The sequence below is a fragment of the Streptomyces flavusporus genome, assembly GCF_046267975.1.
Taxonomy (GTDB): domain Bacteria; phylum Actinomycetota; class Actinomycetes; order Streptomycetales; family Streptomycetaceae; genus Streptomyces; species Streptomyces flavusporus.
Map to the genome: position 1 here is coordinate 5,975,531 of NZ_CP176503.1, position 14,507 is coordinate 5,990,037.

A 14,507-nucleotide genomic window follows, 5' to 3' on the forward strand; every position below is an offset into this window, starting at 1 on the left:
CCGGCGGCTCGGAATGGTCCCCGTCCCGTTTCCCGGAGAGTCGTTCGTCAGCTGGGTCGACACGGTTGCGGTGACCATGCAGCTGTCGCGAGCGGCGGCACTGCGGGTACTGGGGCTCTCGGGTACGGCGAGCTTCAGCACACATCAATTCCACCTGAGTCCAAGGCAGTTGGAAGAACTGCGGCAGCGGACCGGTCTGCGTCCGGCGCAGGTGGAGCGGATGCTGTTCAGCTTCTACACTCCCACGGCGCTGCCGCAGCTGGCCCCGGACATGAGTGAGCGAGTGAGCAATCCATGGCTGCGCCGTGAGCACTCGGCAGCGTGTCCGCTGTGCATCCATGCGTCAGGCGGCCGGTGGCTGCTCAGCTGGCGGCTGAAGTGGACCTTCCTGTGCGCGGATCACCTGGTGTATCTGGTGGACCGCTGCCCGCGCTGCGAGTTGCGGCTCTACTGGCGCCTGGAGGCGACCGCTACCGGTCAGCGCACACATTGTATCCGGCCGACGGTGCGGCAGGGACGCGGCCAAAGACGCAGTGGGGCAGCTGTGTGCGGGTTCCCGGTGGCGGAGATGCAGGCACTCCCGGTGAACGACGAGGAGGCCCTCCACATCCAGCGCCGTGTCTCCGCGCTTCTGCTCCCTGCCGACGCCTCTCACAACGAGGCCTCGCGCCAACTGCTGCAGCATCTGGCCCGGATTGTCCACGACGCCACACGACGGAAGACGACAGCCGGTCTCCTTGACGGGATGGAGAGCGCCGTCATCCGCGCCGTGCATGACGTAGAGCGACAGCCGTGGCAGCCTCCGCTGTCGTGGACTCTGGAACATGGATCGCCCGCTGCGGTCTCCGCGCTGGTACGCATCGCCGCTCGGACCGTACTGGCTAACCACTCGGGGATCCAGGCGCCCTGAGCGGGGGATATCAGCCGGAGTGTGGATGTGACCGGTGGTTGACGCGCGGGGCCGGCTCGCTCGCTCTCCGCCTTCACCGCGTTGCGGTCTCGTCGTACGGCACAGGCCGAGGCACTGTGGAACCGTGGGCGATCGTCACGACTGCTGTGCCCCGCATGCGTGGGGCACAGCACGTGCCATCCGTCCTTCGTGTACACGATGTGTCCGTGCCCGGGCGGCACCCAGACCGCGCAACGGACCGCCCGGCACGCGCCGCCGAAGCGATTGACAGGACCTTGGCCGACGCAGCACTGTGCGAGGGGAGGAGACTTCTGGCTGACCACGACGCAGCGTCAGTCTGGGCCCGGGCGTCGTGGTCAGGGGCGAGTCCGCCCACTGTCGCGATCTTGATGAGGGCGGCCGTCAGTAGCGGATCGTTCCGGTACCCCAGGGCGCCGCCATGGCCGCGCCAGCGCCGGTGGAGCACGGCGTCGGTATCCGGCAACGGCGGGGCGTCGTCGTAGCCGATGCGGATGCCTTCCAACGCGCTGTGCAAGGACCGCAGGATGTCCTGGCCGCCCTCGCGGTGTGGGCGGTCGACGAGATCTTCGAGACGGCGCTGGCACTCCAGCAGGTGCGCATCGGAGAGCCGAGCAGGGCGCATGCGGGAGATGACCTGCGGGCAGACACGTCCCCGACGGCTGCGGTCGTACTGGCCGCAGACGGCGGCGTCGGTCGGACCGGGAACGACCTGGTGTAGACCGTTGCCGCAGCCGCGGCAGGCGCCGAGGAGATAGACGCGGTGTCGTACGCAGGCGAAGGACCAGGTCAGCCGCCACCGCAGCAGCCAGCGCCCGCCGTTCTCGCGCAGACAGGGCGGGCATGCGCGCGACCGGTCCGGCAGGGCGAGCCGGAGGCGGGCCAGCCAGACGGCAGCAGCCGTCTGGTGCGAAGGAGAGGCTAGTGCGGGCAGCACGCCGGCGGCGAAGTGCATGAGCGTCATCCGGCGTTGTTGTTCCGCGGACAGCCCAGTGGTGGCCTGGACACGGTCCATCGTCTTGGCGGACACGTAGGCGCCGAAGTGCACGCCGGGCCGGTACCAGGCGGCGTTGGCGCGGACGAAGGCCGCCAGACGCAGGGAGTGGATGCGGCTGACGCGGTTCAGGCGGGCGAGTGTATCGACCCAGCTGAGCAGGGACTCGCCGGGGTACAGCTCGGGCACCAGGGCCAGGCGGCGCAGTGGCGGGGGCATGATGCTGATCTTGCCAGTATGGTCATAACGGGCGTCAGGGTGGCCGCTGTTGGCCTCCTCAAGCGGTTCCGTCGGCCGCCCGCTGCTTCTGGCTCTGCTTCTTCGCTTCCGTTGCCGCCTGACGGGATTTGAGTTCCGTGACCTTTGCGTAGGCGCGTTCGTGAGCGTACGACAGGACGATAGAGTCCATGATTTCCCGCGTGATGGCCTCGGTTCCCTGCTGGACGGCGCGTACCGCACTGCGGCGGATGAGGGCATGGAGGCCGGCGATACTCCCGTCGGTGCGCTCGTGCAGGTAGCGCCAGTGCCGACGGGTCAGGCTCTCCTCCTTGTGCTGGTACAGGGCCAGCGAGCTTTCCAACGAGCGGATGACAGCGACCCATTGGAGGATGCGATCGTTGCTGTCGAGGGCGAAGGGAGCGAGTTCCTGGCGGCTGAAGCGGCCGGCGGTCTGTGTCCTGGGTCCGCTGGCCGGACTCTTGGGGCGGGCAGACTTCGTGCGGGGGCCGATGGGGCCGCCCTCGCTGAGCAGCGGGCTGTTCTCAAGGTCGACGCCGGTGCCGACGATGGTGCACGGGGCATGGTTGGCCAGGAACTTGATGTGGTCGTTGGAGGCCCGGCCCTCCTTGAGGGAACAGTCCAGGAAGTGCAGGTCGTCGAAGATGATCAGCTGGGTGCCGCTGGCTGTGAGCGCGGTCAGGACGCGGTCGTCGATCGTGTCCTTGGTGCCACTCGTGGGGACGTTCAGGTAACGGGCGATCGCGAGGGAGATCTGCTTGGGGGTGACCTGGTCGGTGAGGGAGATGTAGACGACGGGGACGTAGGAGCCCAGCCGCTCGGGGACGAACCGTTCGGGAAAGTCCTCCCGCAGCTCCTGCTCGAACTTCCGGGCGATCATCTTGACCAGGGTGGACTTGCCGACGGTGGGCGGGCCGTCGATGAGCAGTCCGAGCCGGGCACCCGGCGGAGCCATCTCGTTGGCGGCCAGCAGTTCCGTGATCTCCGTCTCGAAGTGCTGCACGGCCGGCGTCCAGGCCAGCACCAGGGCGCTGTGGTAACGGTTGCGGATCCGGTTCAGACGACGGCGTTCAGCGCCGTCCATCGCCAAGTAGACCTCGTACGAGGGCAGGAACGGCCGAGACGGCGGATCATAGAAGACGTACGCGAACCAATCCTCTTTCATACGCGGTTCGGCCAGCCCCGGGTGCAGGCATTCCACATCCTCCGGAGGCAGTGGGGCCATCACGGGGCGTCGTTCCCCTCCGGACGGCCGCCCCACACCTCGTACGAGGGCAGAGCGTCGAAGTCGATCGTGACCTCTTCCTCGTCCCCTGCGGGCAGCGGCGGCACGACTCGCAGCCGGGGCTCCTGGACAGGGGCGTCGGCGGCGGAGTCGACCACTTCGGTGCGAGCCTTGTCCCGGGCTGCCGCCCTGGCGCGCTCGGCGTCCCGGGCTCGTGCCCGGCGGGTACGGGCGGTAGACGCCTCGGCGGCGTCCGTGCGGTTCTGCAGGTCCAACAACGCGTCCAGGACAGCCTCCTGATCTTCCGGGTCGCGGCCTCGTTCACGTAGTTCCTGTTTGACCTGGCGCAGGGTGACGTCGGTGAACGGCTCCAGACCGGTCAGCGCATGGGTCCAGCGCAGCGTGTGCCAGACACCGCTGTAGGGATCATGGAAGTACACCTGCGTCATGTCCCGCGGGTCGTGGCGGACGGGCCAGGCGCCCTTGGCCTGTGCGTACGGGGACTTGGTCCCATTGTGGGTACGCAGGATGGGCGCGCTGTAGTACAGGTAGTCCTTCTGGATCCGACGGTTGGAGACCGCGCACCAGTGGATCGGCAGCAGTTCCAGGAACAGGTTGGGGTCCCGCGGGGCCGCGATGTAGCCGCAGCGGTGCACGGCCAATCGGTAAGCGTCGTTCGGCGACAGATTGAGCTCCGGGAACCCCGGCAGCACCAGACCCTTGTGCCGGCGCCGCTGATAGACGGCAACGACGTACTCGGCGAAGAACTCCTCCAGTTCCTCGATCGTCCACCGGGCCACCGCGTCCACGTCCCGGCCCCGGTGCACCACGTGATTGCCCTTGTATCCGGCGATGTGCTCGGAGAACTGGCTTCTGATCGTCTTGAACGCGGCCTCGACCTGTGGCTTGTCGGTAGGCCGGTACTTACGGGTGTCCTGGATGGTGATCCCGTAGCGGCGGCACACGTTCTTCACCGCCTGCGAGGCGAACGCCTTGCCGTGGTCGATCACGATCTTCTCGGGAAACACCACCGGACGGGCCGCGGCGGCCGCGAACCGCTCGTCCTGCGCGAGCAGCGGCTCGCACGGCAGACGCAGCATCCGGTGCCGCAATCCGTCCGGCCAGCCCGGACGCATCGGCTCCGGCATCATCGCGTCCGCGATCACCAGCCCCGCGTCCACGCCCTTCGTGCCCTTGGGTACCAGACGCCACCCCAGCAGACTGCGGGTGCACACGTCGATGGCGATCGTCAGGTCCACCGAAAAGACGACGTCCTCGACCGGGTCATAGGCGCGTACGTCCAGCCAGCTGGTGTCGATCATCACCAGCTCGCCGGGACGGCTGGCGATGATCGGCTGGTAGTGCCCGTCCGGCCGGTTCGCCACCGACTGGCGCGTCGTGGCCTGCCCGGTGGTGTAGCGGCCGGGCAGGAGAGCGGCGACATACCGGTTGAACGACTTCTGCGACGGCACATTCACCGTGCCCGGGCCGTGGACATCGACCAGGCGACGCTCCACCCGGCGGCGCAGGCGGTTCAGGCTGCCGGTCGAGTCGTCCTCCTCCGTCACGTAGTGCTGGGCCAGGATCGCATCGACCAGTCGGGGATCCACGCCCGCCAGCGGATCCGACGGCCGATGGCTGCGCCGGTCCAGCAGCCCCCACGGACCCTCCTCCCGCCACCTGCGCAGCCGCCGCCAGATCTGCGGCTCGCTGTAGCCCAGTTCTCCCGCCTTGCTCCGCACCCGCTGGGCCAGCGACACGTCCGGGGCGTACTCCGGTCGGGGTTCCCCGGGCAGCGCGTCCTCCGGATCACCACTGCGATAACCGGTGGTCATCTCCAGAAGGTGCTCCTGGGCGCGCTGGAGGTCCTCCAACTGCTTGTCACTCAGCTTGTCGAACAGGGCAGCGGCATCCAGCCACAACTTGCCTGCCGTGGCACTGTGTTCAGCAGCGTCCTCGCTCTCCGGGTCCGCGTCGCCATCGCAGGGACGAAAGGTGGGGTCCGCGAGCAGGTGCCCCACGCCGATCACGGTCCACGAGCCGCTCTCCGAACGCAGGCGCACCCCGGCATCGGTCACCCCGGTCACGGTGTGCACCTCGTCGTCCAGCCACACCTTGGTCCCGTGCCGCAGCCGCACCGCGCCGTCGACCGTCATTCCCGCTCCTCCGCTGAGGTCTTCACCAGCGTTGTCTCCCGCAACGGACGGTCCAGGTCCGTGATGATTCGCTGATGCCACATCAGGTGATACAGCACACCGCGCGCCAGATCCGGAAACTGCATGAACCGCATCAACTCCCCGATCTCCACCGGCTCACGGGCCAGTTCCAGCAGACGCGGCACCAGTTCCACACCCAGATGCAGCGGACGCCTGGCGCTGGACAGCAAGTCGATGTTCACCCAGCGCTGACCGCTCGGCTCCGACACCATCGCGTACTCCCAGCCCAACCGCTCGCACGTACGCCGAGTGCGCTCCTCCTGTAGCCGCACCTTCGGGTCGTCCCGCAGCTCGGGGTTCTTCACATCCAGCAGCAGCACGCTGCCGTCCCGACGGCGCGCGAAGACATCCGGCGTGTGGCGCCACGGCCCGCGGGCGTCAATCGCGTCGAACTCCAACGGCTGTGAGACGAACGCGGTCACCTGCGGGTCGAAGTCCAGCAGCATGAGCCACTTCGACTCCAGCACGCTCTCGTAGTCGACGAAGTCACCCCACTTCGCCACCCAGTACTGGCCCGGCATGTGCCCCTGGTCCCGGTAGCTGGGAATGGCCCGCACCATCCGGCCGTCCTCGAACGGCACGCGGGACGCCTCCTCCAGCCGCACTACATGCTCGATCCCCTCGGCATCGACGTACCGCACCCGCACCAGATCGATTTCCCGAACAGATGGCTCCGGCACCTTCACACCACCGTTCACCAAGAACCTCCCTTCCTCCACGGACTCCTGGCCGAGCGCCCCACCGGAACCTGCGCCGCCACCGCCTCCGCGAAAACCTCCGGCACCGCGAGCCGCGCCAATGGCCGGGCCGCCAAACACCCCTCATCGACAGCCGTCCGCACCAGCGGCGCCAGGCGCCGCGACAATTCCCGCACGTTAGCTGTCGCGAGCAGCGGCATCACCACCGCGAGGAACGCCGCTGCGGCCTCGGCCGAAGCCGGACCCCACCCGAACTGGCTCCGGTGCAGCCCTCGCTCGCCGCGTTCCGCCAGCAGAACCCGACCGCACCAGACAGGCACACCAGGCAGACATCCCAAGGCTCTTGGCAACCCAAGCCGCAACAAGATCACACACGCACGGAACGCCGCGAACCATTCGCTCGTCGGCACATCCACGCCTCCCAGTACAGGGCGTGCCCGCCCGAACGCGATGTCCAGCCATCTCCGCTGTGCTTCGACCGTCCGGTCATGTGCGCGCCTCGCTCGAATCGCGGGAAACCACTGTGAACACGGCCTCCCGCGAACGGAGTTCGCGCAACAAGTCGGTGGCCTGACCCATTGCGCCGGCACGACTCGAGGGCGGTTTCCACCCCACCGCAGGACCCCACCGCACGATGGGCAACGATCCAACAGCATCACCTGGTGCTCAGGGCACACCGCGGCGCACGACAACTTCCACCACAGCTGCCACACCCCACCCGACACCAGCAGACAGTGCGGGCACGCACGGCTTCCGTACACCTCCACCCACTCCCGCCCCGTCGATGGCAGATGCGCCTTGGCTGTCGAGAGCACCGCCGCCACGCTCAACGGCCCGCCGTCGAAAACGGACAGGTGCATCCCGTCCACCAAGCCGCCAGAGATACCCGTCGCCGCGTACACGGTGTGCCGAACAGCCTCATCGGACTGCACCCCGAACACAGGCGGTCGGACTTCCCCGGAGGCACCCCGCAGGCGGAGTCCCATCAGGTCGGCGACCTCAGCCGGCGGACACCGGTTCACCCGTGCCATCCGATCCACCCACGACCCGAACGTCTCACCTGGCCGCGGGGGCGTGACCAGGGCCAATCGTCGTGGCAGCACACGCTCACCCCATCGAAGGTGTCCCAGAGCACTCTCATCTTGAAGTTCACGCTATCAAGTGCACTATCGCATTGAGGTTCACACTCTCGTTTTGGACTTCCGGCCCTCAGTCGAACTGGATCATGAGGTGTCCCTTGCCCGGCCTGTATAACGTCATGCAGAGTTCTTGGTGTCTGAATAGGTTGTCAATGCTCCGGCGTTAATCCGCGGTTACGGATGGCTGGTGGGCAAGATCAGGTGTCCGGTTTGAGGAGGGTATGCGCGTGATGTCGTCTCGGATCGTGGACGCCCCGGAGGGTGTGGCCCCCGGCCTCGTCGTTCTCGACGGGCGTGGGCTCGGCGTCGCGGATGTCGTCCGGCTCGCCGACGGGGCCGCGCGGCCGGTGCCGGGGACCGAAGCGATGAAGCGCGCCGAGGAGTCCTGGGACGCCGCCCGCCGGATCGCCGCCACCGGTCGCGTCTACGGCCGTTCCACCGGCGTCGGCGCCAACCGGAACGAGGACGTGCCCACCGATGCGGCCGCCGACCACGGCCTGAGGCTGCTGCGCAGCCACGCCGGCGCCATCGGGGAGGAGCTGCCCGCCCCGCAGGTACGGGCAATGCTCGCCGTACGCGCCAACCAGCTGCTGGCCGGGGGTGCCGGGCTGCGGCCGTCCGTCGTCACCGCGCTGTGCGAGGCACTGGAGACCGGGGCGTACCCGGTGGTGAACGAGTTCGGGTCGGTCGGGACGGGAGACATCGCCGCGCTCGCGCAGGTCGGGCTGGCGCTCGCCGGGGAGCACCCCTGGCGGGGAACGGTCGCCCCCGCGCCCCAACCCCTCGACAACAACGACGCGTTGGCCCTGATCAGCAGCAACGCCCTCACCCTCGGCCAGTCCGCGCTCGCCCTGCACGAACTGCGCGGCCTGCTCGCCGCCACCCAGGTCGTCGCCGCGCTGTCCCTGCTGGCCGTCGACGGCTCCCACGAGGCCTACGCCGCCCCCGTGCACGCCGCCCGCCCGCACCGCGGCTCTGCCGAGGTCGCCCGGCGGATGCGGGAGCTGATCGGTGCCGCCGACCGGCCCACCCCACCGCTCGGCCGGATCCAGGACCCGTACGGCTTCCGCTGCCTGCCCCAGATCCACGGCCCGGCGCACGACGCCGCCGACGCCCTGGAGGAGGTCCTCTCCGTGGAGATCAACGCGGCTGCGGAGAACCCGCTGATCTCCCCCGAGGACATGGCGGCGTACCACCACGGCGGCTTCTACCAGGCGCAGCTCGCCCTCGCCCTGGACCACTTCAGGCTCGCCATAACCCAGGTCGCCCGCCTGTCCACGTCACGGCTGTCGACGCTGAACGAGCCGGCCTACACCCGCCTGCGCCCCTTCCTCGCCGACCACGAGCCCGCCTCCTCCGGCGTGATGATCCTCGAGTACGCCGCCGGTGCCGCCCTCGGCGATCTGCGTGCGTTCTCCGCGCCCGCGTCGCTCGGCCACGCTGTACTCTCCCGAGGTGTCGAGGAACAGGCCAGTTTCGCCTCGCTCGCCGCACGGCAGACGCTGCGGGCGTGCGGCGCGTACCGTCTCGTCGTCGGCTGCGAACTCGTCGCTGCCGTACGGGCGTTGCGGCAACGCGACCTCCGCCCCGAGCCGGAGCTTTTGGCGGGCCGGGCGCTGGAGCTCGCCGAGTCGGTGCTGGACGCGGACCCGGCCGACCGGCCGCTCACGCACGACGTGACGGTGGCGTCCGAACTGCTCGACCGGTTCACGGACATCTGGAGGGGGAGCACGTCGTGAGCGAGGACAGGAACATGGGTGTGCCAGACAGTCCGGCGGCGCGGCTGCAGGCGCTCTTCGAGGGGCACCGGCTCACGCCGACCCAGCGGCGCATCGCGCACAGCATGGTGCGGCGGGCCGCCGACGTGCCGTTCCTGTCCAGCGTCGAGCTCGCCGAACTCGCCGGGGTCAGCCAGCCGTCCGTCACCCGCTTCGCGGTCGCCCTCGGCTTCGACGGCTACCCGGCCCTGCGCAAGCACCTGCGCGAGGTCGCGCCCGCCGAACAGAGCGCGGACTCGGCTTCGTACAACGAGTACCAGCAGGCCGTCGAGGCCGAGATCGAGAATCTGAAGCACCTCGCGGAACTGCTCGCCGATCCGCGGCCGGTGCAGGAGGCGGGCCGGCTGCTGGCCGCCTCCCGCCCGCTGCCGGTGCTCGGCCTCAGAGCGGCGGCCTCCCAGGCGTACGGCTTCGCCTACTTCGCCGCCAAGGTCCATCCGGACGTACGGCTGCTCCACGAGGGCGGCACGATGATCCACGACCGGATCGACGGAGCCGTACGGGCCGGCGCCTCGGCGCTGCTCTGCTTCGCGCTGCCCCGGCATCCGCGCGAAGTCGTGGACACACTGGCGTATGCGAAGGAGGCGGGCCTGTCCGTCGTGACTGTCGCCGACTCCGCCTTCGCGCCCGTCGCCAAGGTGTCCGACCTGCTGCTGCCGGCCGCCGTCGGCACGGGGCTCGCCTTCGACACGGCCTGTGCGCCGATGCTCCTCGGGCGGGTCCTGCTGGAGGCGATGTGCGACGACCTGCCGGACGCGCAGGCCCGGTTGGAGGAGTTCGACGCACGGGCGGCGGCGCGGGGCCTGTTCGTGGAGTAGGGCGGGTCCTGCGCAGGTGCGTGTTCTCAGCTGCGTCTCACTTTCGCTCGCTAATCTGCCCGACGACAGGGCTGTGCCAAGGCGACAAGGAGGCGGAACGTGGCACGCGGAGGTCAGGGGCTGGCTCGGGTGGCCTGTGTCGTACGGGCGGGGGCCGCACCACTGTGGTGGCTCGGAGTGTTCGCGGCCGGCATCGGCGTGCTGGTCCCCGGCGTCACCGGGCGCAGGATCGGTGTGCTCGCCGGGGCCGCACTGTTCATCGTCGCCGCCGTCACGGTGGCCTTCCGCCGCCGCAGGCGCTACGCCGCCCTCGCCCGCGGCGCCGCCCGCGCCGGCAAGCACGACGTGCTCCAGGACCGCGCGGTGACCGTGCGCAACTGGCGGCGCGGGCACCGCTGGTGGCTGCTGCTCGCCTTCCTCGCCGCGCTCGGCAGCTCCTACGCCGTGCCCGCGGCGGGCGGCATGCTGCTCGCCGGGACCGGCGCGGGACTGTGGCTGAAGGCCGCGTGGCTCGGGCGGCGCGAACGGGCCGAGGAGACGCTGCTGTGGGTGCGCGTCGACTGGCTCGCCCGCGACGGCGGCCGCCCGGCCGGCAAGGCGGTCAGGGCGTACCGCAGCACGGGCATCGCGGCGGGTGACGCAGCCCCGGGCGGCTCCCGCCGCCGCACCGCCGCGCTGGTCTGACCGCCCGTCAGACCTCGAGCTCCTCCTCGATCCGTCGCAGCTGGTGCCGGGCCATGGCGAGGTTGGACCGCTTGGCGTCCAGAACCAGGTAGAGGAAGAGCCCGTTGCCGCCGCGGCCGCTGAGCAACCGGATCAGGTGGTACTGGTCCGACAGCGTGATCAGGATGTCCTCGATCTGGCCCTTGAGCCCGAGGTGTTCCATCGTGCGCATCTTCGCGCGGACCACGTCGGTGTTGCCGGCGGCGGCGACGTTGAGGTCGAAGCCCTTGCTGCCGCCCATCGTGCCCAGGGCCATGCCGCTGGTGTAGTCGACGAGGGCGACTCCGGTCGCGCCCTCGATGGAGGCGAGTGCTTCTTTCAGTGCGGTCTCGGTGTTGGCCATGGCTGCGGTTTCCTCTCAACTTTCCGTGTTTGTAGGTGTGTTGGTTCGTGGAGGGCGTGGGGTTCGTGGCGTGCGGACGGCCTTCTGACGGGCGGGGGCGGGCTTGGCGGGGGGCTCGGGGACCGTGTCCCGTACGGCGTCGCCGACCAGTTCGCCGATACGGGCTCCGGTGCGGCGGCCTTCCAGGTGAAGGCGGCCGACGTTGACGCGGTCCTCGGCGAGCAGCGTCAGCACGGCGGTACGTCCCGCCGCGTACGTTGCGACATAGCCGTCCACCCCGCGAACGAGCAGTTCCCGGAGGTCGCCCTGACCGGTCACGTCGGCCATCCGCACGGCGACGCCGAGTGCGGCTGCGGTGAGCGCGGCCAGGCCCTCCGGCTCCACGCCCGGGGTGTCGTGGGCGATGACCAGGCCGTCCACGCCGGCAGCGAGGGCGCCGGTCAGCTGGGGCACGCGGGTTCTCAGCCGGTGGAGTTCGTCGAGTATCGGGGGTTCCACCGCCATCAGGGGTCTCCTCTCGGCGGGCGGGTGAGATGGGTGGTGCGGCGCCCGCTGCCGCGGTTGCTGTCGTTCAAAGGGCCTCCAGCGCATCCCTGACCCTCTTCAGCAGCGCGATGTCGGGGGCGGCGGGCCTGAGGCCGTCGGGGGCGATTCCGGTTCCGGCGCGGGCGGCCGAAGCAGCCCCGGCGGGAGTCGGCGGCGTCCGTGGAGCCACCAGCCCGGCCGCTGCCAGTCGCCGTACCGCCACCAGGGTGTGGAACGCCGGCCTGCCCAGTTCGCGGGCGATGTCCGGCGCGGTGCGTGTGCCGTCCACCCGGGCCAGCACCGCGCTCTGCCGGGGCGCGACCGCGGGGGCCGCGGCAGTGTCGACCCGTTCCAGGAGTGCGCTGTCGCTCGCCGGGTCCGGCCAGATGCGGTGCAGCAGGCTGCGCCGGCGGAGCGTCTCGTGCTCCACGGCGGCGACCGGGACGGGGTGGACCGATCCGAGCCAGTGCGTGGTGCCGTAGTGGAAGCGGCCCGGCGTGCGGCTCGGGGCGAGGGCGAAGTACGCGGCGTCGTACAGCGCGCTCAGATGGCACAGCTCCAGCGCGCCCGGGGCGAGACGGCCGCCGTCGAGCAGCAGGCGGTCGGCGTCATGCCGCTGGTCGGCCCGGTCGACGGCGTCCTGCCAGGCCCGCGCGTCGAGCGTGCCGTGCGCCGTGAGGATCACGTCGAGCCCGGGGGCGAGGGGGCTCTCGGCGTGCACCACCCGGCCCTCGGTGAGGTACAGCGTGCCGCACTCACGGACCAGGACTCCGGTGGCCCGCTCGGCGGCGAGCCGGGTCAGCATCGGCGAGACGCCGCCCGAACGGCTCTCGGCCGCCTTGTTCCGCACCGGCAGCCGGGGCGGTGGGGTCGTGCCGACCATCGTCATCCCAGCACCAGCCGTCCGGCCATCTCGCCCAGCCGGATACGGGCCAGTGCGAGGTTGCCGTCCGCGCGGGCCAGCCAGAGATGCAGGAACACGCTGCTGTCGAACGACGTCCGCACGAACCGCAGCACGTGATAGCTGTCCCGGTTGCTGAGGATCAGGTCCTCGACCGGCGGATCGGCCGCCTCCTCCCCGTCGTCGGGTGCGAACGCCCGCTGCTCGGCGGCCAGGCGGGCCAGCTCCGCGGCCTCGGCGGCCGCCGTCTCGTGGTCGCCGCCCGGCGGTTCACCGACGGTGCCCAGGGCCAGTCCGCTGGTCCAGTCGACCAGTGCGGCCCCCCGCGCACCGGGCAGCCGCATGGCCTCCAGCAAGCACTCGTCGATTCCGGGCACCCTGACTCCCCTCCCGCCTGGGTTCGGCTGAGTAACCCTGAGGCTACGCAACGTGTGTGCGGCGGGTGAGAGTTCTGGCATTTTCCAGTGGAACTTGCCGCAGAGTTACTAGGGTGGGTCAACTGGCCCTGTTTTCAGGCCAGTTGATCAACCACGTCCACCGGTCGGCGTCAACGGCGGTCCGGCGTGCGCAGGGTGGTGAGCGCCGTCGCGTGCGCCCCTCCCGCCTCCGCCACGATCTCCTCGAGGGTCTGCGGAGCGCGTACGGTCGCGAAGGCCACGCCCCCCGTACCGTCCGGGGCGAAGCCGTGAATGCCCGGCCGGGCGAGCGAGTTGTAGGCGTAGTGGTGGGCGAAGTAGTACGCCCCCGTGTCCAGTGCCGCCGCGTAGTCCCCCTGCTCCAGCAGCGGCAGCGCGCGACCCTCGGCCAGCAGGTCCCCCGCGAAGCAGGCCGGTCCCGCCACGTCCTGCACCACCGCCGGCCCCTCCTTCGGCCGCCCCTTCGCGTCGTACGCGGCGATCCTCAGCGGCCACGTCCCCGGCGCGTACACCGTCCGCGTCGCGACCTGCACGCCCGCGTGTGTCACCGCGACGGGCCGCCCGCCCGCGCTCTTGGTGTACTCGACCCGCGCCACCACCGTCCCGTGCTTGGCCAGCAGGGACCGCCCGAACTCGGTCACCAGCCCGTACCGCCCGTCGAACAGCCTTGGTACCGCCTCCCTCAGCATCCGCGCGTACTGCGCGTACGTCGGTGTCGTCGCCTCCGAGGCGAAGTTCACCGGCAGTCCGCCGCCGATGTCGATCGTGTCGACCTGCCGACGGCCGATCCGCCGGTTGATCTCCTCCGCGAGCGCGTACGTCTGCGCCACGCCGTCGGTCATCCGGGACAGCGGGATGCCCTGCGAGCCGGTGTGCGCGTGCAGCCGGGTCAGCCAGGGGCGTTCCCCGTACGCCCGCACCACCCACTCGCGCGCCCCCTCGTCCCGCAGCGCCACCCCGAACTTCGAGGTCGCCGTGGCGGTCGAGAGTGCCTCGATGGAACCCCCGCCGACCTGGGGGTTGACCCGTATCCCGATGGGGGAGCGGCTCGGCGCCGACCGCATGAGACCGTCGATGCGGTCCAGTTCCTGAGGGTTGTCCGCGTTGACGGCGATGCCCAGCGCCAGCGCCTCGCGCAGCTCCGCCGGGGTCTTCGCGGGCGAGTCCAGCACCGTCCGCTCCGGCGCCACCCCGGCCGCCCGCGCCAGCGCCAGCTCGCCCGGGCTCGCCACCTCCGCGCCGACGCCCTCGTCGTGCAGCAGCCGCAACACCGGCACCAGCGGGGTCGCCTTCACCGCGAAGGCGTGCAGCACCGGCGTGCCGGGCGCCACGACGGCGTCGAACGCCGCGCGCAGCTCGGCCGCCGACTCCCGGATGCCGGTGATGTCGAGCAGACCGACGATGGGGATGCCGGGCCCGAGCAGCCCCTGCTCCACCGCCGCCCGTACCGCCTCGTCGCGCCGGGCGGCCCGCTCCCCGCCACCCACGTGATCCTCGTGGCCGTTGTCCATGCCGTCCCCCGTTCTGCCGATGTCCGAGCCCATGCATCCAGCCAAACATCCACCG

The 14,507-nt window shown here is 70.4% G+C and carries 14 protein-coding genes; 4 read left to right on the forward strand and 10 right to left on the reverse strand.

Features of this window, described 5'->3' with window-relative positions:
- Positions 1–13 precede the first annotated feature (13 nt).
- The gene (locus ACKTSN_RS28325; protein ID WP_409474942.1) at positions 14–910 is read left to right on the forward strand and encodes a TniQ family protein; all 897 of its coding nucleotides are present in this window, start codon (positions 14–16) and stop codon (positions 908–910) included.
- A 73-nt stretch (positions 911–983) separates the two neighbouring features.
- Here the strand turns inward: ACKTSN_RS28325 and ACKTSN_RS28330 are convergent, their stop codons facing one another.
- From ACKTSN_RS28330 to ACKTSN_RS28350, 5 genes are read right to left on the reverse strand one after another with little or no spacing between them, the layout of a single operon-like run.
- Positions 984–2,141, reverse strand: coding sequence for a TniQ family protein (locus tag ACKTSN_RS28330; RefSeq protein WP_409471690.1), 1,158 nt, complete (start codon positions 2,139–2,141; stop codon positions 984–986).
- Between the two features lie 58 nt (positions 2,142–2,199).
- Positions 2,200–3,384 (reverse strand): TniB family NTP-binding protein, encoded by a 1,185-nt coding sequence (locus ACKTSN_RS28335; protein WP_409471691.1) that lies wholly within the window; start codon positions 3,382–3,384, stop codon positions 2,200–2,202.
- Entirely contained in the window at positions 3,384–5,540 is a 2,157-nt protein-coding gene (locus ACKTSN_RS28340; RefSeq protein WP_409471692.1) for a transposase, read from the reverse strand. The genes ACKTSN_RS28335 and ACKTSN_RS28340 overlap by 1 nt, the downstream gene beginning before the upstream one ends.
- Positions 5,537–6,298 (reverse strand): TnsA-like heteromeric transposase endonuclease subunit, encoded by a 762-nt coding sequence (locus ACKTSN_RS28345; protein WP_409471693.1) that lies wholly within the window; start codon positions 6,296–6,298, stop codon positions 5,537–5,539. The genes ACKTSN_RS28340 and ACKTSN_RS28345 overlap by 4 nt, the downstream gene beginning before the upstream one ends.
- Positions 6,295–7,401 carry a TniQ family protein gene (locus ACKTSN_RS28350; RefSeq protein ID WP_409471694.1) on the reverse strand — a complete coding sequence of 369 codons (1,107 nt, stop codon included), beginning with the start codon at positions 7,399–7,401 and terminating at the stop codon, positions 6,295–6,297. The genes ACKTSN_RS28345 and ACKTSN_RS28350 overlap by 4 nt, the downstream gene beginning before the upstream one ends.
- Positions 7,402–7,667: 266 nt before the next feature.
- Here ACKTSN_RS28350 and ACKTSN_RS28355 point away from each other — a divergent pair, with 266 nt between their 5' ends.
- From ACKTSN_RS28355 to ACKTSN_RS28365, 3 genes are all read left to right on the forward strand, one after another.
- Positions 7,668–9,176: an aromatic amino acid ammonia-lyase gene (locus ACKTSN_RS28355; protein ID WP_409471695.1), complete on the forward strand. Its 1,509-nt coding sequence runs from the start codon at positions 7,668–7,670 to the stop codon at positions 9,174–9,176.
- 14 nt (positions 9,177–9,190) lie between these two features.
- A complete protein-coding gene (locus ACKTSN_RS28360; RefSeq protein ID WP_409474943.1) occupies positions 9,191–10,033 on the forward strand; it encodes a MurR/RpiR family transcriptional regulator in 843 nt (280 codons plus the stop codon).
- A gap of 99 nt (positions 10,034–10,132) precedes the next feature.
- Positions 10,133–10,717: a hypothetical protein gene (locus ACKTSN_RS28365; RefSeq protein WP_409471696.1), complete on the forward strand. Its 585-nt coding sequence runs from the start codon at positions 10,133–10,135 to the stop codon at positions 10,715–10,717.
- A gap of 7 nt (positions 10,718–10,724) precedes the next feature.
- On the opposite strand, the gene ACKTSN_RS28370 is transcribed toward ACKTSN_RS28365, so the two are convergent.
- The 5 genes from ACKTSN_RS28370 to ACKTSN_RS28390 all read right to left on the reverse strand — a co-directional run bounded on the left by ACKTSN_RS28370 (position 10,725) and on the right by ACKTSN_RS28390 (position 14,452).
- Positions 10,725–11,099, reverse strand: a complete 375-nt coding sequence (locus tag ACKTSN_RS28370; RefSeq protein WP_409471697.1) for a hypothetical protein — start codon at positions 11,097–11,099, stop codon at positions 10,725–10,727.
- A gap of 15 nt (positions 11,100–11,114) precedes the next feature.
- Entirely contained in the window at positions 11,115–11,603 is a 489-nt protein-coding gene (locus ACKTSN_RS28375) for a roadblock/LC7 domain-containing protein (protein ID WP_409471698.1), read from the reverse strand.
- 67 nt (positions 11,604–11,670) lie between these two features.
- Positions 11,671–12,513 carry a transcriptional regulator gene (locus tag ACKTSN_RS28380; protein WP_409471699.1) on the reverse strand — a complete coding sequence of 281 codons (843 nt, stop codon included), beginning with the start codon at positions 12,511–12,513 and terminating at the stop codon, positions 11,671–11,673.
- Positions 12,510–12,902, reverse strand: a complete 393-nt coding sequence (locus ACKTSN_RS28385) for a hypothetical protein (RefSeq protein WP_129799865.1) — start codon at positions 12,900–12,902, stop codon at positions 12,510–12,512. Before ACKTSN_RS28385 ends, ACKTSN_RS28380 begins: the two co-directional genes overlap by 4 nt.
- 170 nt (positions 12,903–13,072) lie before the next feature.
- A complete protein-coding gene (locus ACKTSN_RS28390; RefSeq protein ID WP_409474944.1) occupies positions 13,073–14,452 on the reverse strand; it encodes a diaminopimelate decarboxylase in 1,380 nt (459 codons plus the stop codon).
- Positions 14,453–14,507: the final 55 nt, after the last annotated feature.

Excerpts from the sequence above, each read along its gene's own strand:
- ACKTSN_RS28325 (WP_409474942.1), top strand. The coding sequence starts at position 14 with ATGGTCCCCGTCCCGTTTCCCGGAGAGTCGTTCGTCAGCTGGGTCGAC.
- ACKTSN_RS28330 (WP_409471690.1), bottom strand. The coding sequence starts at position 2,141 with ATGCCCCCGCCACTGCGCCGCCTGGCCCTGGTGCCCGAGCTGTACCCC.
- ACKTSN_RS28335 (WP_409471691.1), bottom strand. The coding sequence starts at position 3,384 with ATGGCCCCACTGCCTCCGGAGGATGTGGAATGCCTGCACCCGGGGCTG.
- ACKTSN_RS28340 (WP_409471692.1), bottom strand. The coding sequence starts at position 5,540 with ATGACGGTCGACGGCGCGGTGCGGCTGCGGCACGGGACCAAGGTGTGG.
- ACKTSN_RS28355 (WP_409471695.1), top strand. The coding sequence starts at position 7,668 with ATGTCGTCTCGGATCGTGGACGCCCCGGAGGGTGTGGCCCCCGGCCTC.
- ACKTSN_RS28360 (WP_409474943.1), top strand. The coding sequence starts at position 9,191 with ATGGGTGTGCCAGACAGTCCGGCGGCGCGGCTGCAGGCGCTCTTCGAG.
- ACKTSN_RS28370 (WP_409471697.1), bottom strand. The coding sequence starts at position 11,099 with ATGGCCAACACCGAGACCGCACTGAAAGAAGCACTCGCCTCCATCGAG.
- ACKTSN_RS28375 (WP_409471698.1), bottom strand. The coding sequence starts at position 11,603 with ATGGCGGTGGAACCCCCGATACTCGACGAACTCCACCGGCTGAGAACC.
- ACKTSN_RS28380 (WP_409471699.1), bottom strand. The coding sequence starts at position 12,513 with ATGACGATGGTCGGCACGACCCCACCGCCCCGGCTGCCGGTGCGGAAC.
- ACKTSN_RS28390 (WP_409474944.1), bottom strand. The coding sequence starts at position 14,452 with ATGGACAACGGCCACGAGGATCACGTGGGTGGCGGGGAGCGGGCCGCC.